This is a genomic window from Providencia sp. UF-183 (genome assembly GCF_058246155.1).
In genome coordinates, this window is record NZ_JBSICD010000006.1 from 15,621 (window position 1) to 33,391 (window position 17,771).

Genomic DNA, 17,771 nt, shown 5'->3' on the forward strand with positions numbered 1-17,771 from the left:
GAGCCAGTTTCCCTACGTTGAAAACGCAGAGACAACTAATATGCATGATGCGCAATTTCTTGAACACGTTGCTGTAACGGGGCGGGTTTTGGGTTCTTTATTTTATTTTGCTCCAGACAGTGAAAATAACGCGGAGCTTATCGCGATTTTGCGAGAGCCAACATGGCATGAAGAGTGGCCATTTTCGTTGGCATCACTCAATGAAATTAACACGTTATTTGCAGATTCAACAAAACAAAATGAGCCACTTGATGAAGCGTGGCAGCGGTTATTTATCGGCCCCTATGCCTTACCTGCACCACCTTGGGGTTCAGTGTGGTTAGATAAAGAAAATATTATTTTTGGGGATTCTACTGTTGAGTTGCGCCAATGGATGCGTTCAAAAGGTATTGAACCTGCCACAACGCAAAAAGAGCCAGAAGACCATATCGGTTTGATTTTGATGTTAGCCGCATGGCTGGCAGAGCAAGATAGGCGCAATGACTTTGAGGAATTGCTAGCGTGGCACTTGCTACCTTGGTCGGCACATTTTCTTGATGTTTTCGCCACGTAAGCCAATAGCAATTTTTACCGTGGGCTCGCCATGCTAACGCAAGAAACGCTAGCGGGAATTCAAAAACAATTATCTTTACCCGTTATGCAAAAAACGGTGTATTACAAAGGGAATGCGCCTGAGTAATACCTGAAAAGAAAGCCAAGTTTTTGGCTTTCTCTCTTTTGTACCGTTAAACCAATCGCCAAACATACCAAGCGGATCACAGTCTGATTAAAAGGGCTGACTCCGGTTGAGTACCGGCATCAAGCCTTACAAGCTGATTCACTAAAAGAACCCAACTTTACGGTGTCACTTCACTTATTAGACATTTACTCTACAAAACACCCCCTTTCATGGGGTTGTTTTGTAGAGTAAATGCAGTGTATTATATTTAGGTATACAAAATACCCCCTTTGATGGGGTGATTTAGTGGAGGGCAATATGGAATTAATGACAGCGGCCAATGTTTTTAACAAGTTCAGTAAGAAAGGTAAAAATATTTTCCTCACCAAAGATTTAGAAATGCTTTTTCCTGATGAGTCTTCGAAAACATTGCAGAAATCGGTTGACCGGCTAATCGCAAGTGGTGTGCTACGCCGAGCTTCAAAAGGAGTATATACCTATTCCCAAGGTTCATTGGGCCCTTACCCTTTGGAACGTCTGGCCGAAAATATTCGACGAGGTCATTACAACTACATCAGTTTGGAATCCGCTTTATCTCAGTACGGTGTCATTTCACAGATCCCTATCGACAGACTTACGATTATGTCCACAGGCCGGTCTGGAGAATTTGTTACACCCTGGGGGGTTATTGAAGTTACCCATACAGCCAAGAAACCGTCTGAAATCCTCAATACTACGGCGAAGGGAAGGGGACCATTAAGAATTGCAACAAAGGAGGCTGCTATTAAGGACCTATTGAAGGTCGGCAGAAATACACACCTCATCCAACGTGAGGAATTAAACTATGCCTGATTTTGTTGATTTTAATGAATTGGTTGACAGCATCGTTACTGAAAATGACTACGCAGCGAATAGACCTGTCGTAGAAAAGGAATTACTGCATTATGACATTCTTTATGCGCTTTTCGCCGCAGGGCTTTTAAAGCACATCACATTTCAGGGCGGTACGTCACTCAGGCTTTGCTATGGGTCCAACAGGTTTAGTGAAGATCTGGATTTTGCTGGTGGCCATGACTTCTGTTCAAAACAAATGCTTGAGATCAAAGCTTGTATTGAGAAGTATGTTGGTGATCGTTATGGTCTGGATGTTGTGGTTAAAGAACCAAAAGATCTAAGAAAAGAACCTGACTATGTGGATGTTAAAGTCGATAAATGGCAAATATCTGTAACCACTAATCCAGGCAAAAGCGACCTGCCCAAACAGCGGATAAAAGTGGAAATTGCCAACATTCCTGCATATACCCACACTCCAAGAATGCTCACCAAGAACTATGAGCAGCTTCCTAGTGGCTATTCTGACCTGATTATTCGAGTGGAAGAGCTCACTGAGATCATGGCTGATAAATTGGTTTCATTCCCAGCCACGACCAGTCATATTCGATACAGAGATATGTGGGATTTAGTATGGCTGCACCAACAAGGGGTAAAACCAGACGCTGAATTGGTAATGAAAAAGGTCGCCGATTATAAGCTCAATGATCAGTTCGAAGGGTGGCTGCAAGCAAGAATTGAAACCTTACCCTCATTGGTGGCGAGTGAAAAATTTAAGGGTGAGATGAAGCGATTCTTACCTGTATCTGTGGTAGAGAGAACCTTCCTTCAACCTGATTTTCTTGCCTTTTTACAAGCAACACTTCATGAACTACTGATTACCATCCAAACAGATATTTATGGAAGCAAAGACCCGAAGACAGTGAAGAAATTTGAAATGTAGCACTCCACTTAGGCCCGAACTTTATGGGGCACTTTATTGACATGGGCTTTTAGCTTTGACCAACTTGAAAAGCCAAGTTCATTGGCAACCAACTACTGTGCAGAGGCTAAAGTGATATCAGCGTTAGGATTGGTTTGTTCAAGCGATACACGTTGCTCTGAAGCTTGTCCCGCATTCAGGTAGGGCCGTAAGATAAATGAATAAGTGAGTTAGCCTGAGCAGGGCTCTTTCCGCGGATGGAGGCAAATAAAATAGCACCGTAGCCTAAGCCAGCGGTGCTATGCAACGATTATTCAATCAATCATTGTTGCGCTTCGCTTTGTGAGACATACGGTGTGTAAACACCCGTTAAGCTCTTCAGGAAGGCGACAATATCGTCGACATCTTTTTGTGGTAACTCTTTGCCCACTTGGTAACGCAGCATCAGTTTGACTGCTTCATCTAAGGTTGCCACATCACCACGGTGGAAATACGGTGCGGTTAACTCAACATTGCGCAGAGTTGGCACTTTCTGGCGCAGTTTGTCGCGCTCCTCAGAGGTGACATTCATGCGGCCAATGTCTTGTGCAGTGACTTCACCAAATTCATAGTCTTTCTTCAAACCTAACGGTTCGAAAGAACGACCACCGAGGATCACGCCGCCGTGGCAGGTCGCACATTTATTCTCTTTAAATAATTGGTAACCATGCAACTGTTGCGCTGTCAGTGCAGTGCTATCGCCACGTAACCAATTATCGAAGGGTGAATCTGGGGTAATTAAGGTTTTTTCGAATTCCGCGATGGCATCCGTGATGCTGTCGCCCGTAAACCCTTCAGGGTAAACCGCGTTGAAATCCTGTTTTAATACCGGGTCTTTATCCAGTTTTACAATGATTTCATCCCATGATTTGGACGCCATTTCGATTGGGTTTAATGGTGGGCCACCGGCTTGTGCTTGTAAGTCAGGAGCTCGACCATCCCAGAATTGCTCGACGTTAAACACAGAGTTGAACACAGTGGGTGCATTGATTGGGCCAACGGCACCGCCAACACCGATAGAGGTTTTTCGACCATCAACACCACCCGCGTTTAGCGCGTGGCAGTGAGCACAAGAGATGGTGCTATCCCCAGATAAGCGAGCGTCATGGTACAGACGGAAGCCTAATGCCACTTTCTTATCATCCACTTCCAGTGATTTTGGAATGGGTTGGATTGGCTCATTGCGGTGTTCTGCCGCGGTGTCCTCGGTGGCATAATGCTCTGCGCGTTGCTTCGCAATCCAACCGAGTAATTTATCGCGTTCTTCGTCACTTACGCTACTGGCCCAGTGCAGTGCGACATAGCGTGTTGGTGGCATGGTGTGGTTCTGCATCACCCACTCAATTTTATTCAATTCGCTCTGAGGAACCGGTTCTCCAGCAATTAGTGCAGCGCGAGCAGCTTCAAGGTTAAAGGACTTATAACCCAGCTGAATATCGTACTCCATCAGTTGTTTAGCAATTGGAAATGAGGCATAAGCAGGTAAGTCAGTTGACGGCGTGTGACAGTAATCGCATCCTTTTTCAGCAAAGAATTGGAGGACTTGATTATTTTCTGCAATTTTAGATGTCTGAATGTCATTATTTTGTCTTCGTTGATCATCGTGGTACCACACATATCCCGATAACCCAAAATAACCGAGTAAAAGCAAAAATATGACAGCGACCGTAATGCGAGTAAGTTTTTTCATTACACTATCCTTGGAAGATTGCGGTCAAATATAATTAAATATTTTTAGTTAATATAATTCTACAGCCGGCCTATGATGGATAAATAAAGCGCAATGGTTCTTGATTTTTATCAATGATAACCATTGGTTTAATCGATTGCTGAAATAAGATTTACCTATCAATAAGAATAAAATATATTTTTACCGTTTTTTATTTATCTTAACTTGATGATTTTATTGAATTATATTTATTTCGTGATTTTGTTTTTATTTGAAATTATCATTTATTGCTGACTGGTCATTAATGATGACTTTGTTGCTAATTCAAATAAATTAAGTAAATTTAACCAGTTTTAATATAAGTTAAGTCAGGTTTTATATTTATTGCAAATTAAATGCATATTTAAAATGAATCAAATAAAGAAATAAATAAAGCGTAAATTAAAAATAATGATGTAAAAATAGCGAATTATTTTTATTTTATTACCGTGAAATCGTTAAAAATAATTCAGCCAGTAAATTCTCACCTAAATTCATTCCCTCCAAAAATCTTTTTTGATGTAGATGCGTGTCGATAATGGCCATTTGCCGCCCTCACTTCATCGTCATTAGTGTCGAACCTTCCATGGTCTTTATTTAATCTATTGATAAATAACAAAAATAATCATGGCATGAAATATGCTAATACAACTCCATCAATATGAATAATTCGACCAATTTGATTGGAGGGTAAGGCGAATGAATCGCTTTGTGATTGCCGACCCGCAACTCTGTATCGGATGTAATACCTGTATGGCTGCATGCTCAGAAACACATAAAGCACAGGGATTACAATCACATCCGAGACTAAGTGTGGTGAAAGTAGGAGAGCTAACCGCCCCGATGCTGTGCCGTCAGTGTGACGATGCACCGTGTGCGCGGGTGTGCCCAGTGAATGCGATTACACATGAAAATGACATGATCGTGTTGAATGAGAGCCTGTGCATTGGCTGTAAGCTTTGTGGCCTAGTGTGCCCGTTTGGGGCGATTACGCCATCGGGCAGTAAACCTGTCGATATGCCTGATTTCTTTGAGCAATATGTGCCAAAAGAAATGCTACTCGATGTGCCAGACAGCTTGCCGACCATGAACCCATTCTTAGCGTGGAATGCGGGTATTCGCAATATCGCCGTGAAATGTGATTTATGTGATTTTAGCGAAGATGGCCCTGCATGTGTGAAGGTTTGCCCAACCGATGCCCTCCATCTGGTTGAGGAAAACCAATTGGAAAACGAAAGTGCGAAACGCCGCAATGCCTCTGTCGATGCGATGCCGCCAGAGTTCGACATTTTTGTCTCACGGCAGGAGAACCTCTAACATGACAGCGCTTCAATTACTTTTGTGGTCAATTGCCTTATATACCGTCGGCGGGTTTGCCTCGCTGCTGTTTAAGCGCCAAGAAAAAATCGCCATTTATGTGGCGGGAATTTCGGCGATTATCGGTGGCTTATTGGGGTTATGCAGCGCCATTCCCGTTTTAATGAACGGCGAAGTACTGACGTATATGGCACAAGGGCCATTCCCCTTCGCCCATTTTGTGGTGCGAATGGATAGCTTAGCCGCCTTTATGGTGATGGTGATTTCGTTGTTGGTCACCGTCAGCGCCCTGTATTCACTAAACTACGTTCAAGAATATTACGGACGCGGGGCGTGGAGCATGGGTTTTTTCCTTAATCTGTTTATCGCCTCGATGGTGGCCTTGGTGGTGATGGATAATGCGTTCTATTTCATTATCTTATTCGAAATGATGTCACTCGCATCTTGGTTCCTGGTTATTGCGGACCAAGACGACAAATCGATTCGCGCTGGCCTGCTGTATTTCTTTATCGCCCACGCAGGGTCGATTCTTATCATGATAGCCTTCTTCTTAATGTGGCGGCAAAGTGGCAGCTTAGATTTCGATTCCTTCCGTCAACTCACTCTTTCGCCAACCATGGCATCGGTTGTGTTCTTATTGGGATTTTTTGGCTTTGGCGCCAAGGCAGGGATGCTCCCATTGCACAGCTGGTTACCGCAAGCTCACCCCGCCGCACCGTCACATGCTTCTGCCTTGATGTCAGGGGTGATGGTGAAAATCGGTATCTTTGGGATCATCAAAGTGGGTATCGACCTGTTAGGTGCTACCCAAGGCTGGTGGGGCATTGTGGTGTTGGCCTTCGGCGCGGTGTCTTCTGTCCTTGGGGTGATGTACGCACTGGCAGAGCACGATATTAAGCGCTTACTCGCTTGGCATACCGTCGAAAACATCGGGATCATCTTGATGGGCGTCGGTGTTGGCATGGTCGGTATGGCAAATAACATGCCAGTACTGGCGACTATTGGCTTGCTCGGTGCGGTTTACCACTTGCTCAACCACGCGGTATTTAAAGGGTTGTTATTCCTTGGAGCTGGAGCGGTGATTTACCGTATTCATACCCGCGATATGGAGAAAATGGGCGGGTTAGCGAAACTGATGCCATTGACGGCAACCGCCTTTTTAATCGGCTGTATGGCGATTTCAGCATTACCGCCTTTAAACGGTTTTGTCAGTGAGTGGTACACCTATCAATCCCTTTTCTCAATGAGCCACGAAGGCACATTCATCATGCGTATCAGTGGCCCTATCGCTATTGTGATGTTAGCCATCACAGGGGCATTGGCGGCGATGTGCTTTGTGAAAGTGTACGGGGTCAGTTTCTGTGGCGGAGCGCGTAGCGAACAAGCCACCAAAGCGCGGGAAGTGCCTTGGACAATGACCGCGGCGATGCTGATTTTAGCAGCTATCTGTGTGGTTCTAGGTGTGGGTGCCAGCGTGATTGCCCCCGTATTGGCGAATGTGGCGATGTCATTAACCAGCGCCACGGATATTACCGTTGCCCAAGGGGCGATGCTCATGCCAGATAGCGCGGCACAAGCGATGATCTCCCCAGCGATGACCTTCGTTCTGTTGCTCGCCTTACCGCTTATTCCGTTCATTATTTACTTGGCATTCAAAGGCAAACAAATGGGCTTTCGCCGTAAAGGCGATGCGTGGGCATGTGGCTACGCGTGGGAAAAAGACATGTCAGTATCTGCGGGGGGCTTTACTCAACCGCTGCGTTCAATGTTTGCACCACTATACCGTATGCGTGAGCAACTCGACCCATCGGCGCGGTTGGCGCAAACCTTAGAAGTCACGAAAGTAGGAGCGGGGAAAGTTGAGCCTTTCTGGGATGAAAAAATTATTTACCCGTTCGTCCGTTGTATTAATCGAATTGCGAAGCGCATGCAGTGCTTACAAGGTGGGGACTTCAGGTTGTATTGCCTGTATGTCGTTGCTGCGTTAGTGGTGCTGCTCGTCGTGATCGCGGCGTAAGGGGAGAAACCATGACAATTCAAGAAACACCGACATTGATGATGGGGCTCTTTGCCGTAATTCAAGCCGTTATTTTGCTGCTGTTAACCCCGTTATTCACCGGTATTTCACGGCAAATTCGCGCCAAAATGCACTCGCGCCAAGGCCCCGGTATTTGGCAGGATTATCGCGATATTACCAAACTGCTAAAACGCCAATCCGTTGCACCTCGTGACTCAGGTGCTATCTTTCGCATCATGCCGTATGTGCTGCTTGGCAGCATGCTGCTGTTGGCGATAGCTTTGCCCGTTTTCACGTTGAACTCGCTGTTTAGCGGGGCGGGCGACTTAATTATCGTGCTGTACATTTTTGCGCTGTTCCGTTTTTTCTTTTCACTCTCAGGTTTGGACACGGGTAGCCCATTCGCAGGAATTGGCGCAAGCCGTGAGCTCACGCTTGGGGTATTAGTCGAACCGATTTTATTCCTTGGCCTATTGGTGGTGGCGCTGATTGCCGGCTCAACCAATATCGGGACCATTAGCTCGGTGATGAGTGAAGGCTGGATTTCGCCCACCGCCACTTTTTTAGCCTTGTTAGCGTGTGGTTTTGCCACCTTTATTGAAATGGGGAAAATCCCGTTTGACGTGGCAGAAGCAGAGCAAGAGCTTCAAGAAGGGCCATTAACGGAGTACTCAGGTTCAGGCTTAGCGTTGGTAAAATGGGGCATTGGTCTCAAACAAGTGATTGTGGCGGTACTGTTTTTATCCATCTTCTTCCCATTTGGTAATGCCAGTGTGTTGACGGTGGGTAGCTTGCTGATTGCGTTAGTGCTGTTGCTGGTGAAATTACTGGTGATTTTTGTGCTGGCGTCGCTGGTGGAAAACAGTCTGGCGCGTGGGCGTTTTTTACTGACGCACCATGTGACGTGGTTAGGGTTCGGTGTTGCGGCACTCGGATTCGTTTTTTACCTCACTGGCCTATAAGGAGCGACACAGCATGTTAGAAAATATTGCACTCGCCACGCTACTTATTCCCTTTATTGGCGCATTACTGGTGAGTAGCTTGCCCACTCGTATGGCACCGTGGCTGAGCACCGTTGTTGCACTGATTGCTTCAATCGGTACGGGGATACTCGGCTGGCTGTATTTATCCGGTGGCAAAGTGGCCACGACGCTGACCCTGATCCAAGCAGGGGATGTCGAGCTATTCGGCTTCACTATTGACGGCGTTAGCACATTGATTGCATTTGCAGTCGTGTTCTTAGGTTTCTTAATCTGTTTATATTCAACGGGTTATTTAACTGAGGGGAACCGCGAGCACGCCCATGGGCCAACTCGTCGTTATTATGCATTCTTGCTGATATTTATCGGGGCAATGGCTGGTGTGGTGTTATCTTCCACCATTTTAGGCCAGTTAGTCTTCTTCGAAATTACGGGGGGATGTTCTTGGGCATTGATTGGTTATTACCAAACTGAAAAATCCCAACGCAGTGCGATGAAAGCGCTGCTTATCACTCACATTGGTTCGTTAGGGCTGTATTTAGCTGCTGCCACTTTATTTATCAACACAGGGACATTCGCGCTGAGCGCCATTGGCCAGCTCAATGAGTCTGCAAGTTTGATTGTGTTTGGTGGGATTTTATTCGCTGCGTGGGGGAAATCAGCTCAACTGCCTCTGCAAGCGTGGTTGCCTGATGCCATGGAAGCACCTACCCCAGTGAGTGCTTACTTACATGCGGCATCAATGGTGAAAGTCGGGGTATATATCTTCGCCCGTAGCTTGATGTCCTCGGATCATGTGCCTGAAATCATTGGTTGGGTCGGTGTGGTGATGGCAGTTATCACTCTGGTGTATGGTTTTATGATGTACCTGCCACAAAAAGACATGAAACGTCTGCTGGCATGGTCAACTATCACTCAGCTGGCTTACATCTTCCTTGCCCTGTCGTTATCTGTCTTTGGGTCGAAAGAAGCGTTCCAAGGCGGTATCGCCTATATCTTCAACCACGCATTTGCCAAAAGCTTGTTCTTCCTTGTTGCGGGTGCGCTGAGTTATAGCTGTGGAACACGGATGCTGCCACGTTTACGCGGCTTAGCAAAACGTTACCCGCTGTTGGGTGTTGGTTTCTGCGTTGCCGCACTGGCAATTGCAGGGGTACCACCGCTTAACGGCTTCTTCAGCAAATTCCCTATCTTCGCGGCAGGCTTCGCCCTTTCTGAACACTTCTGGATCCTCACACCAATTATGGTGCTGGTGTTGATTGAATCGGTCGCTAGCTTTGCGTGGCTACTGTACTGGTTCGGCAAAGTGGTGCCCGGTGAGCCAAGTGAAGACGTGGCAAACGGCAGTGCTGTGCCATGGGCAATGCAGTGGGTGATTGGTTTGCTGATCGTGATGTCCTTCGGTTCGAGCGTGATAGCCGTCATCTGGCTCAATTAAGGGAGAGAAAGTATGACTGGTTCCATGATTGTGAATAATTTAGCGGGATTGATGATGATCACCTCGCTGTTGGTTATCGGGGCGAAGCGTCCTGTGACCTCGTGCTGGTTCTATGCCTTGCAATCGCTGGTGTTAGTGGCGATTTTTGGCACCTTGTCCCAGACCCTCCATGCCCCTGAACTCGCGATGTGGGCGGGTTCGGCATTTATCACCAAGGTGATTTTAGTCCCTGTGATTTTAGGTTATGCATTTCGCAAGCTGTCAGACCCGTCAGCCAATGGCGGGGTGATCAGCCCTGCATGGTTGATGCTAGCTGCGGCAGTGATAGTGGTGCTGTGCTGGTTTGTGGTCGAGCCTATCAAATTGCCGATTGCCACGGAGCTAAAACCTGCGCTGGCGGTTTCCCTCGGTCACTTTATGTTAGGCCTGCTGTGCATTGTCACGCAGCGCAATATCCTCAAACAGGCGTTTGGTTACTGCTTGATGGAAAACGGCTCTCACTTGACCTTGGCTTTACTGGCTTATAAAGCGCCTGAGCTGGTGGAAATTGGTATCGCCACCGATGCGATTTTCGCCGTGATTATCATGGCGGTACTGGCGCGTAAAATTTATCGCACGCTCAACACACTGAACGTGGATCAACTGACCGCGCTGAAGGGGTGATGAGATGAGTCAAAGTATGTTGTTAACGTTATTAATGGCAACGCCGCTGGTGATTTCACTGCTGGCCTTTGCGTGCCGATTACTCGGTAGCGGCGCAAAACCCGCGGTTACACTGGTGCATACCATCGGCATTGTGGCGTTGTTGGTTTTGTCACTGTGGATGGTCAATACCATCAGTGAGGTCGGTGATTTGCTGATGGCGGGGAACTGGATCCACCTCGATAGCCTCGCAGGGTTATTTCTCGCTATTTTAGGTATTGTCGGCTTCTTAACGGGGTTATATTCCATCGGCTACATGAATCACGAAGTGGCAGATGGCGAGATCAGTGTAGGAACCTTATGTAATTACTATGGTTTCTTCCACCTGTTCTTATTTACCATGCTGTTGGTGATCACCAGTAATAACCTAATTTTAATGTGGGCAGCGGTGGAAGCGACCACACTGAGCTCGGCGTTCTTAGTGGGGATTTATGGGCAGCGTTCGTCACTGGAAGCGGCGTGGAAATACATCATTATTTGTAGCGTGGGCGTGGCATTTGGCCTGTTTGGGACAATTTTGGTGTACGCCAATGCGGTCAATGTGATGCCAAACCCTGAGCTCGCCATTTTCTGGACCGAAGTGCTGAAATACACCGAGTTACTTGACCCAACCTTGATGCATTTAGCGTTTGTCTTCGTGCTGATTGGTTTTGGTACCAAAACGGGTCTGTTCCCAATGCACGCTTGGTTACCCGATGCACACAGTGAAGCACCAAGCCCAACCTCTGCGTTACTTTCCGCAGTACTGCTTAACTGCGCGCTGCTGATCATCATTCGCTACTACATTATCGTGACCTCCGCGATTGGCGGTGAATTCACTCAAACGCTATTGCTGGTATTCGGCTTGCTCTCAGTGGCCGTTGCCGCATTTTTCATCTTAGTGCAAAAAGACATGAAACGCCTGCTGGCCTATTCCAGTGTGGAAAACATGGGGCTGATTGCAGTGGCATTGGGTATTGGTGGCCCATTAGGGGTGTTAGCGGCCTTGCTGCACACCTTGAACCATAGCTTGGGTAAAACCTTGCTGTTCTGCGGTTCAGGGAACGTTTTACTGAAATACGGCACGCGAGATATCACCGTGGTGAAAGGCTTACTGCGTACTATGCCATTTACGGCAGTGGTGTTTGCCGGCGGCGCATTGGCTCTGGGCGGCATGCCGCCATTCAATATTTTCCTCAGCGAATTCATGATTGTGGTCGCGGGGATCGCCGCTAACCATTTCTGGTTAACCCTGCTGGTTTTGGTGTTGATCACTATCGTGTTAGGCGGGTTGGTGCGCATGATCTCGAAAACCTTATTTGGTGAGCAACCCGACTGTGTGTCTCGTGGTGAACTGGGTATTTTAACGACGTTGCCAATGGCAATTCTCATCGTATTGATGTTAGTGATGGGAACCCACATTCCACAACCGGTTAGCCGCTTACTCGAAAATGCCGCCACTATTGTATTAACCGATAGCGCGGCAACTTCAACAGAATCAACTCAATTACATTACCAATGGCCGTGGGGTGTTAGCGCCTCTACCGCATCAGTGCAGGAGAAATAACGTGAGCTATCAGAACTATACAGATACCCTTCAAGGCGTTCGCAAAGGCGTTGGCTATCTGACTCAAGTGCGCGAGAAATTTCCCCATGCGGTGCTGGATGAAGAGTGGCAGACCGCTAATCAGCTCACCATTACCGTGAAAACGGATATGCTACCTGAGGTGGTGGAGTTTCTTTACTACGGCTGTGGCGGTTGGTTACCTGTTTTATGGGGCAATGATGAACGCCCACTCAATGGCCAATTTGCCGTGTATTACGCGCTTTCCATGGAAGAAGGGGAAAAATGTTGGGTGACAGTGAAAGCCTTTGTTAGCCCAATCACCCAAGAGTTCCCGTCTGTGACGCCGCGTGTTCCTGCTGCCGTTTGGGGGGAGCGAGAAATCCGCGATATGTACGGCCTGCGCCCCGTTGGCTTGCCCGATGAACGCCGCTTAGTACTGCCTGATGATTGGCCAGAAGATTTATACCCGCTGCGTAAAGACACCATGGATTATCGCCAGCGCCCTGCGCCAACCACCGACACCGAAACCTACGAGTTTATTAACGACAGCAAAACCCAAAGCCGCGTTGTACCTATTGGCCCGCTGCATATCACCTCCGATGAACCTGGGCATTTTCGCTTATTCGTTGATGGCGAGCGTATTGTCGATGCGGATTACCGTATGTTTTATGTCCACCGTGGGATGGAAAAACTGGCAGAAACCCGCATGGGCTATAACGAAGTCACGTTTTTATCTGACCGTGTTTGCGGAATTTGTGGTTTTACCCATAGCGTGGCGTATACCTCTTCGGTGGAAAATGCCCTTGGTATTTATGTACCTCAACGTGCACACACCATTCGCAGTGTGCTTTTAGAAGTCGAGCGTCTTCACAGCCACTTACTGAATATTGGCCTCGCAAGCCACTTTACCGGGTTCGACACGGGGTTTATGCAGTTTTTCCGCGTGCGTGAAAAATCCATGACCATGGCGGAATTGCTAACAGGCGCACGTAAAACGTACGGCACGAACCTGATTGGCGGCGTTCGCCGTGATTTCCTCAAAGAACAGCGTGTGAAAACCATTCAGTTGGTGCAGGAGATGCGCCGTGATGTAACCCAATTGGTGGACATGTTACTGAGCACGCCAAATATGGAACAACGTACTGTTGGCGTAGGGCGTTTAGAACCACAAATTGCCCGTGATTACAGCCCTGTGGGGCCGATGATCCGCGCGAGCGGCTTTAAACGCGATGTGCGCTTTGACCACCCATTTGCCGATTATGGCAACTTACCAAAAACCTTATTCAGCCTTGATGGCTGCGATGTGTATTCAAGGGTGATGGTGCGTATTAAAGAAACGCTGGATTCCTTGTCGATGATTGAATACGCGCTAGATAACATGCCAGAAGGGCCAATCCTCACGGAAGGCTTTACTTATCAGCCACATAAATTTGCGCTGGGTTATACGGAAGCGCCGCGCGGGGAGGATGTTCACTGGAGCATGTTAGGGGATAACCAAAAACTGTACCGCTGGCGTTGCCGTGCGGCGACCTATGCCAACTGGCCAGTGTTGCGCTATATGCTGCAAGGCAATACGGTTTCCGATGCGCCGCTGATCATTGGTAGCCTTGACCCTTGTTACTCTTGTACTGACCGTGTGACGCTGGTGGACGTGAAAAAACGCAAAGCCAAAACCGTGGCATACAAAGAACTTGAGCAGCACAGTATCGACCGTAAAACGTCGATAATGAAATAGGCGGAGGGCATATTATGTTTAAACTGTTTAAAACCCTTCAAAATGCAGGAACGGCGACGGTGAAATACCCGTTCAAGCCCCTTGAAGTGGCTCACGGATTTCGTGGTAAACCTGAATATGACCCGCAACAATGCATTGCCTGCGGCGCCTGTATTTCCGCGTGCCCTGCCAATGCGTTAACCATGGAAACTGACTTGGCAAGCGGTGAGCGTCGTTGGCAGTTATTCCTCGGGCGCTGCATCTATTGTGCTCGTTGTGAAGAAGTGTGCCCAACTCGCGCCATTCATTTAACGGAAGAATTCGAAACGGCGGTCATGAATAAGGCTGACTTGTACATGAAAGGCACCTTCCGCTTACAACATTGCCGCCAATGTGGCGAAGCATTCGCCCCTAAAAAATCGGTGGATTACGCGATGGCGTTAATGGTGGCGTCAGGTATTGAAGAAAGCGGTATTGAAGCGCTACGCCCGATGTATGAAACCTGCCCATCCTGTAAACAAAAAAACAATTTGCTGAACAATGGCCGCCAAAATTTCCGCTTGCACATTGAGGGAGATAAATAATGAGTCTGCCAGATATTCCTATTAATCATCACGTTAGCCAGCCTATTCAATTGGATGAGCAAGTGGCTAAGCTGAAAAGCACGCTGCTCAAAGACATCAAGCGCTCCGCCTATGTGTACCGTGTTGACTGCGGTGGCTGTAATGGCTGCGAAATCGAAATTTTCTCAGCAATTACCCCCGTTTTTGACGCAGAACGCTTCGGGATCAAAGTGGTTGCCTCCCCTCGCCACGCAGATATTTTGCTGTTCACTGGAGCGGTCACTCGCGCTATGCGCATGCCTGCATTACGGGCTTATGAGTCCGCACCTGATCCCAAAATTTGTATCTCCTATGGGGCTTGTGGTTGTGGTGGCGGTATTTTCCATGATCTGTATTGCGTGTGGGGTGGTAGCGAGCACATCGTGCCTATCGATGTGTGGATCCCAGGTTGCCCGCCAACCCCTGCGGCGACCATTTATGGCTTTGCCGTGGCACTGGGTTTACTGAAACAAAAATTGTCAGCGCAAGACCATCATGAAGCCGATGACGAGCGTGTTGAGCTTATATTGCCATCTATTCCGCTTGCCACTCGGGTGATGATCGAACGTGAAGCGCGCCGCCAAGCGGGTTATTACCAAGGCCGCGAAATTAGCGACCGGTTTTTATCCTTATTAGATGGCGCGAGCCCAGTCCAAGTTCAAAGCACATTACAAACGTGGCTCAACGAAGAGCAAGACCCTCGTTTGCGTGACATTGTTAACCGTTTAGTCGCTGTGTTGAAGCAAGGAGGCATTCATGACTAGTCCAGCTTCGGCTAGCCCTTCGCCAACGGAAGGCGAAGTCTTTTTTTGGTCTTTGCGCCAAAAGTTTGTCGACAGTGACGATGACATTCCAGAAGATGCCCAGCAAGTGATGTATTACTCGTTGGCGATAGGTCACCACGTTGGGATGATTGATTGCCTAAAAACCGAGCTAGTCTGCCCGCTAGCGGGCTATCAGTCTTGGGTTCAAGCCTTACCTGAGGGGGAGGCTCGTCGTAAGTTACAAGGCTTAATCACCTTTGGTGAAATTAATATCGACTCGACCCACACCAATATGTTGGCGCTGGCATTAGATGGTTTTGCTAAAGACCCGCAGTCCCCTTATCAAGCGTGGAGCGAAACGCTGATCCAGCTTCTCGGCGAAATTGAGCGGGAACCCGCGATTTATTTGATTGTGAAGCGGCAGGGCGTGGGGCATACAACCCGACAAGGCTCTCTATTATTAGATGATGAATTTGCTGAAAACAAGGTATTAGCCGAACCAAACCAACCCTCTGTGCAAAACCTGATGTTGGCCGTCGGAAACAGCATGATGGGGGATGACGGTGCCGGGCCGATGTTATTCGATTTAATGGAAGCCAACCCGATTGATGGCTGGCTGGCGATTAACGGCGGGAGCAGCCCTGAAAGTGTATCTCACCAAGTGCGTGCATTAAAACCCCAGCGCTTATTGATTGTGGATGCCGCCGATATTGGTTTAGCGCCGGGTGAAATACGAATTATTGATCCCGATGATATCGCTGAAATGTTTATCATGAGCACCCATAATTTGCCGTTAAATTTTTTAATCGACCAATTAAAAGAGGATATTGAAGAGATTATTTTCTTAGGTATTCAGCCAGACTTAGTGGGTTTTTATATGCCAATGAATGAGAAGGTGATTTCGGCAGTGCAACAAGTGTATGCTGCATTACCTCAGTGGCAAGGGTTAGGCGGCTTTACCCTATTTGAGGGGGAATAAACGCCTAGGGGGAAGATCGCAGTGCGGTGAGGCGCTGCGATTTGTCCTCGACTTAAGCATTACCTCGCAAAAAGTAGCCAACATCTTCCTCGACTTCTTCCATCGCCATGAGTGCGGCAAGGGTATCGTGTGCTTCTTGTTCATCAATGATGCTCATCGCAAAGCCCACATGGACAAGCACCCATTTGCCAATCATTGCTGCGGTTTCCCCTTCACATACTAGCGCAATATTCACATCGCGTTTGACGCCACAAACTTCAACTTGGGCGGTATCCATCGGGGACTCGCCTACGCTGACCACTTTTCCGGGGATGCCTAAACACATAACAAACTCCTACATAGAATATTATTCAACTTCAATCTGTTTGACCTGCATGCTACTGCTGCTATCCACGTGCAAATTTCGGCTGCCACAGTGTGGGCAGCCCGCTTCAAATTGGGTGATTTGCACGGTACGTTGGCAATCGCGGCATTGTGCCTGAGCGGGTACGGTAGACACATGGAGCGTAGCGCCTTGCGCAAGGGTATTGCGACAAATAATGTCGAAGCAAAAATGCACCGCTGACTCTTCGACACAGGAGACCGCACTTAATTCGAGCCACACCCCTGTGACACGCTGGGCATGGTTTTGCTTGGCGTGTTGCTCAATGATTTCAAAGGCATTTTGGCATAATGCAACTTCATGCATAGCACGCTCCTTACAGCAGGATATCCGGCGGAATTTCAAAGGCAGCACGGCGTCGGCGCTCTTTAATGATTTCATCCATACGGTTTCTATCGACAACCATCAACGCCTCCGTTGGGCACACTTCCACACAAGCAGGGCCTCCTTCGCGGGTATGGCATAAGTCGCATTTATGGGCTTCAGCGCGATATTGTGGGATGGTATTGAGAGCAGTGACTTGCTGGTCGACTTGTCGGCTGATGACTTCCATGGTGCCGTAAGGGCAGGCGATAACGCAGGTTTTACAACCAATACATTTTGATTGGTCAACATAGACAAAATCATCTTTACGGCTGATCGCACCATTCGGGCACACATTGGCACACGGGGCATCTTCACATTGGCGGCACACTACGGCCGTACTGACGGTATAACCTTTTAATACATGAATTCGTGGGAAAAATTCATCTTTGACGACAGTGGCGATCCCCGTTTCTTGTTCTTGGTGGGATACCACACACGCGACTTCGCAAGTATGGCAGCCAATGCATTTTTTGGGATCTGCAATGATGAAACGGTTCATCCTACTCTCCTGAATAATAGATGATGACAATACATTCAACGTTCCGATGTACTTGTTTTCAATTTAGATACTCAGGTATAAGCATGGATCGTGCCAAATTGATGGAATAATTAAATTCAGTTAAATCAGTAAATTAATAAATAGTGGAGGGCTTTATTCATAGACGGAAAATATATTCGACACGCTTTCGACAATAATGACGAAGCTTAATATTGATTCGTTATATAATTATATATATTACAATTTAATTTACAGGGTAAAAATAGGGGATTGGATCAAAGTTAAATCAGACAATGATATTATTTTT

Annotated in this window: 16 protein-coding genes and 2 pseudogenes; 14 read left to right on the top strand and 4 right to left on the bottom strand. The window is 47.5% G+C overall.

All coding sequences use genetic code 11. From position 1 onward, the window contains the following. Positions 1 to 40: 40 nt before the first annotated feature. The 3 genes and pseudogenes from dmsD to AC4IFT_RS07100 all read left to right on the top strand — a co-directional run bounded on the left by dmsD (position 41) and on the right by AC4IFT_RS07100 (position 2,432). Positions 41 to 679, top strand: a pseudogene (dmsD, locus tag AC4IFT_RS07090) (Tat proofreading chaperone DmsD). A gap of 297 nt (positions 680 to 976) precedes the next feature. After that, positions 977 to 1,510: a type IV toxin-antitoxin system AbiEi family antitoxin gene (gene abiEi / locus AC4IFT_RS07095; RefSeq protein ID WP_490750962.1), complete on the top strand. Its 534-nt coding sequence runs from the start codon at positions 977 to 979 to the stop codon at positions 1,508 to 1,510. Continuing rightward, positions 1,503 to 2,432: a nucleotidyl transferase AbiEii/AbiGii toxin family protein gene (locus tag AC4IFT_RS07100; RefSeq protein ID WP_490750963.1), complete on the top strand. Its 930-nt coding sequence runs from the start codon at positions 1,503 to 1,505 to the stop codon at positions 2,430 to 2,432. Before abiEi ends, AC4IFT_RS07100 begins: the two co-directional genes overlap by 8 nt. Before the next feature lie 301 nt (positions 2,433 to 2,733). Here the strand turns inward: AC4IFT_RS07100 and AC4IFT_RS07105 are convergent, their stop codons facing one another. Continuing rightward, a complete protein-coding gene (locus AC4IFT_RS07105; RefSeq protein WP_490750964.1) occupies positions 2,734 to 4,140 on the bottom strand; it encodes a cytochrome c peroxidase in 1,407 nt (468 codons plus the stop codon). A 717-nt stretch (positions 4,141 to 4,857) separates the two neighbouring features. Between AC4IFT_RS07105 and AC4IFT_RS07110 the strand changes: the two genes are divergently transcribed. The 11 genes and pseudogenes from AC4IFT_RS07110 to hycI all read left to right on the top strand — a co-directional run bounded on the left by AC4IFT_RS07110 (position 4,858) and on the right by hycI (position 16,217). Beyond that, positions 4,858 to 5,475 (top strand): 4Fe-4S dicluster domain-containing protein, encoded by a 618-nt coding sequence (locus AC4IFT_RS07110; protein ID WP_219244801.1) that lies wholly within the window; start codon positions 4,858 to 4,860, stop codon positions 5,473 to 5,475. A 1-nt stretch (position 5,476) separates the two neighbouring features. Then, the gene (hyfB, locus tag AC4IFT_RS07115; RefSeq protein WP_490750965.1) at positions 5,477 to 7,492 is read left to right on the top strand and encodes a hydrogenase 4 subunit B; all 2,016 of its coding nucleotides are present in this window, start codon (positions 5,477 to 5,479) and stop codon (positions 7,490 to 7,492) included. A gap of 11 nt (positions 7,493 to 7,503) precedes the next feature. Continuing rightward, positions 7,504 to 8,454 carry a respiratory chain complex I subunit 1 family protein gene (locus AC4IFT_RS07120; RefSeq protein ID WP_490750966.1) on the top strand — a complete coding sequence of 317 codons (951 nt, stop codon included), beginning with the start codon at positions 7,504 to 7,506 and terminating at the stop codon, positions 8,452 to 8,454. Between the two features lie 13 nt (positions 8,455 to 8,467). Next, positions 8,468 to 9,910: a hydrogenase 4 subunit D gene (locus AC4IFT_RS07125; RefSeq protein WP_490734194.1), complete on the top strand. Its 1,443-nt coding sequence runs from the start codon at positions 8,468 to 8,470 to the stop codon at positions 9,908 to 9,910. A 12-nt stretch (positions 9,911 to 9,922) separates the two neighbouring features. Continuing rightward, positions 9,923 to 10,573 carry a hydrogenase 4 membrane subunit gene (gene hyfE, locus AC4IFT_RS07130; RefSeq protein ID WP_273803478.1) on the top strand — a complete coding sequence of 217 codons (651 nt, stop codon included), beginning with the start codon at positions 9,923 to 9,925 and terminating at the stop codon, positions 10,571 to 10,573. Between the two features lie 4 nt (positions 10,574 to 10,577). After that, positions 10,578 to 12,158 carry a hydrogenase 4 subunit F gene (locus AC4IFT_RS07135; RefSeq protein ID WP_490750967.1) on the top strand — a complete coding sequence of 527 codons (1,581 nt, stop codon included), beginning with the start codon at positions 10,578 to 10,580 and terminating at the stop codon, positions 12,156 to 12,158. A 1-nt stretch (position 12,159) separates the two neighbouring features. Continuing rightward, positions 12,160 to 13,893 carry a hydrogenase large subunit gene (locus AC4IFT_RS07140; protein WP_490734199.1) on the top strand — a complete coding sequence of 578 codons (1,734 nt, stop codon included), beginning with the start codon at positions 12,160 to 12,162 and terminating at the stop codon, positions 13,891 to 13,893. A 14-nt stretch (positions 13,894 to 13,907) separates the two neighbouring features. Next, entirely contained in the window at positions 13,908 to 14,456 is a 549-nt protein-coding gene (gene hyfH / locus AC4IFT_RS07145; protein ID WP_219244795.1) for a hydrogenase 4 subunit H, read from the top strand. Then, positions 14,456 to 15,238, top strand: coding sequence for an NADH-quinone oxidoreductase subunit B family protein (locus tag AC4IFT_RS07150; RefSeq protein ID WP_273838393.1), 783 nt, complete (start codon positions 14,456 to 14,458; stop codon positions 15,236 to 15,238). The genes hyfH and AC4IFT_RS07150 overlap by 1 nt, the downstream gene beginning before the upstream one ends. After that, positions 15,231 to 15,602 (top strand): annotated as a pseudogene (locus AC4IFT_RS07155) (formate hydrogenlyase maturation HycH family protein); the annotation flags it as partial. The gene AC4IFT_RS07150 and the pseudogene AC4IFT_RS07155, both read left to right, overlap by 8 nt. A 162-nt stretch (positions 15,603 to 15,764) precedes the next feature. Beyond that, positions 15,765 to 16,217, top strand: a complete 453-nt coding sequence (gene hycI / locus AC4IFT_RS07160; protein WP_490751058.1) for a hydrogenase maturation peptidase HycI — start codon at positions 15,765 to 15,767, stop codon at positions 16,215 to 16,217. A 52-nt stretch (positions 16,218 to 16,269) separates the two neighbouring features. On the opposite strand, the gene hybG is transcribed toward hycI, so the two are convergent. The 3 genes from hybG to hydN are packed head-to-tail and all read right to left on the bottom strand — an operon-like array spanning position 16,270 to position 17,464. Then, complete coding sequence (gene hybG, locus AC4IFT_RS07165; RefSeq protein WP_219244792.1) at positions 16,270 to 16,542, bottom strand: hydrogenase maturation factor HybG; 273 nt, start codon at positions 16,540 to 16,542, stop codon at positions 16,270 to 16,272. A gap of 21 nt (positions 16,543 to 16,563) precedes the next feature. Further along, a complete protein-coding gene (gene hypA / locus AC4IFT_RS07170) occupies positions 16,564 to 16,905 on the bottom strand; it encodes a hydrogenase maturation nickel metallochaperone HypA (RefSeq protein WP_219244791.1) in 342 nt (113 codons plus the stop codon). A gap of 10 nt (positions 16,906 to 16,915) precedes the next feature. Further along, the gene (hydN, locus tag AC4IFT_RS07175; protein ID WP_490734202.1) at positions 16,916 to 17,464 is read right to left on the bottom strand and encodes an electron transport protein HydN; all 549 of its coding nucleotides are present in this window, start codon (positions 17,462 to 17,464) and stop codon (positions 16,916 to 16,918) included. Positions 17,465 to 17,771 lie beyond the last annotated feature (307 nt).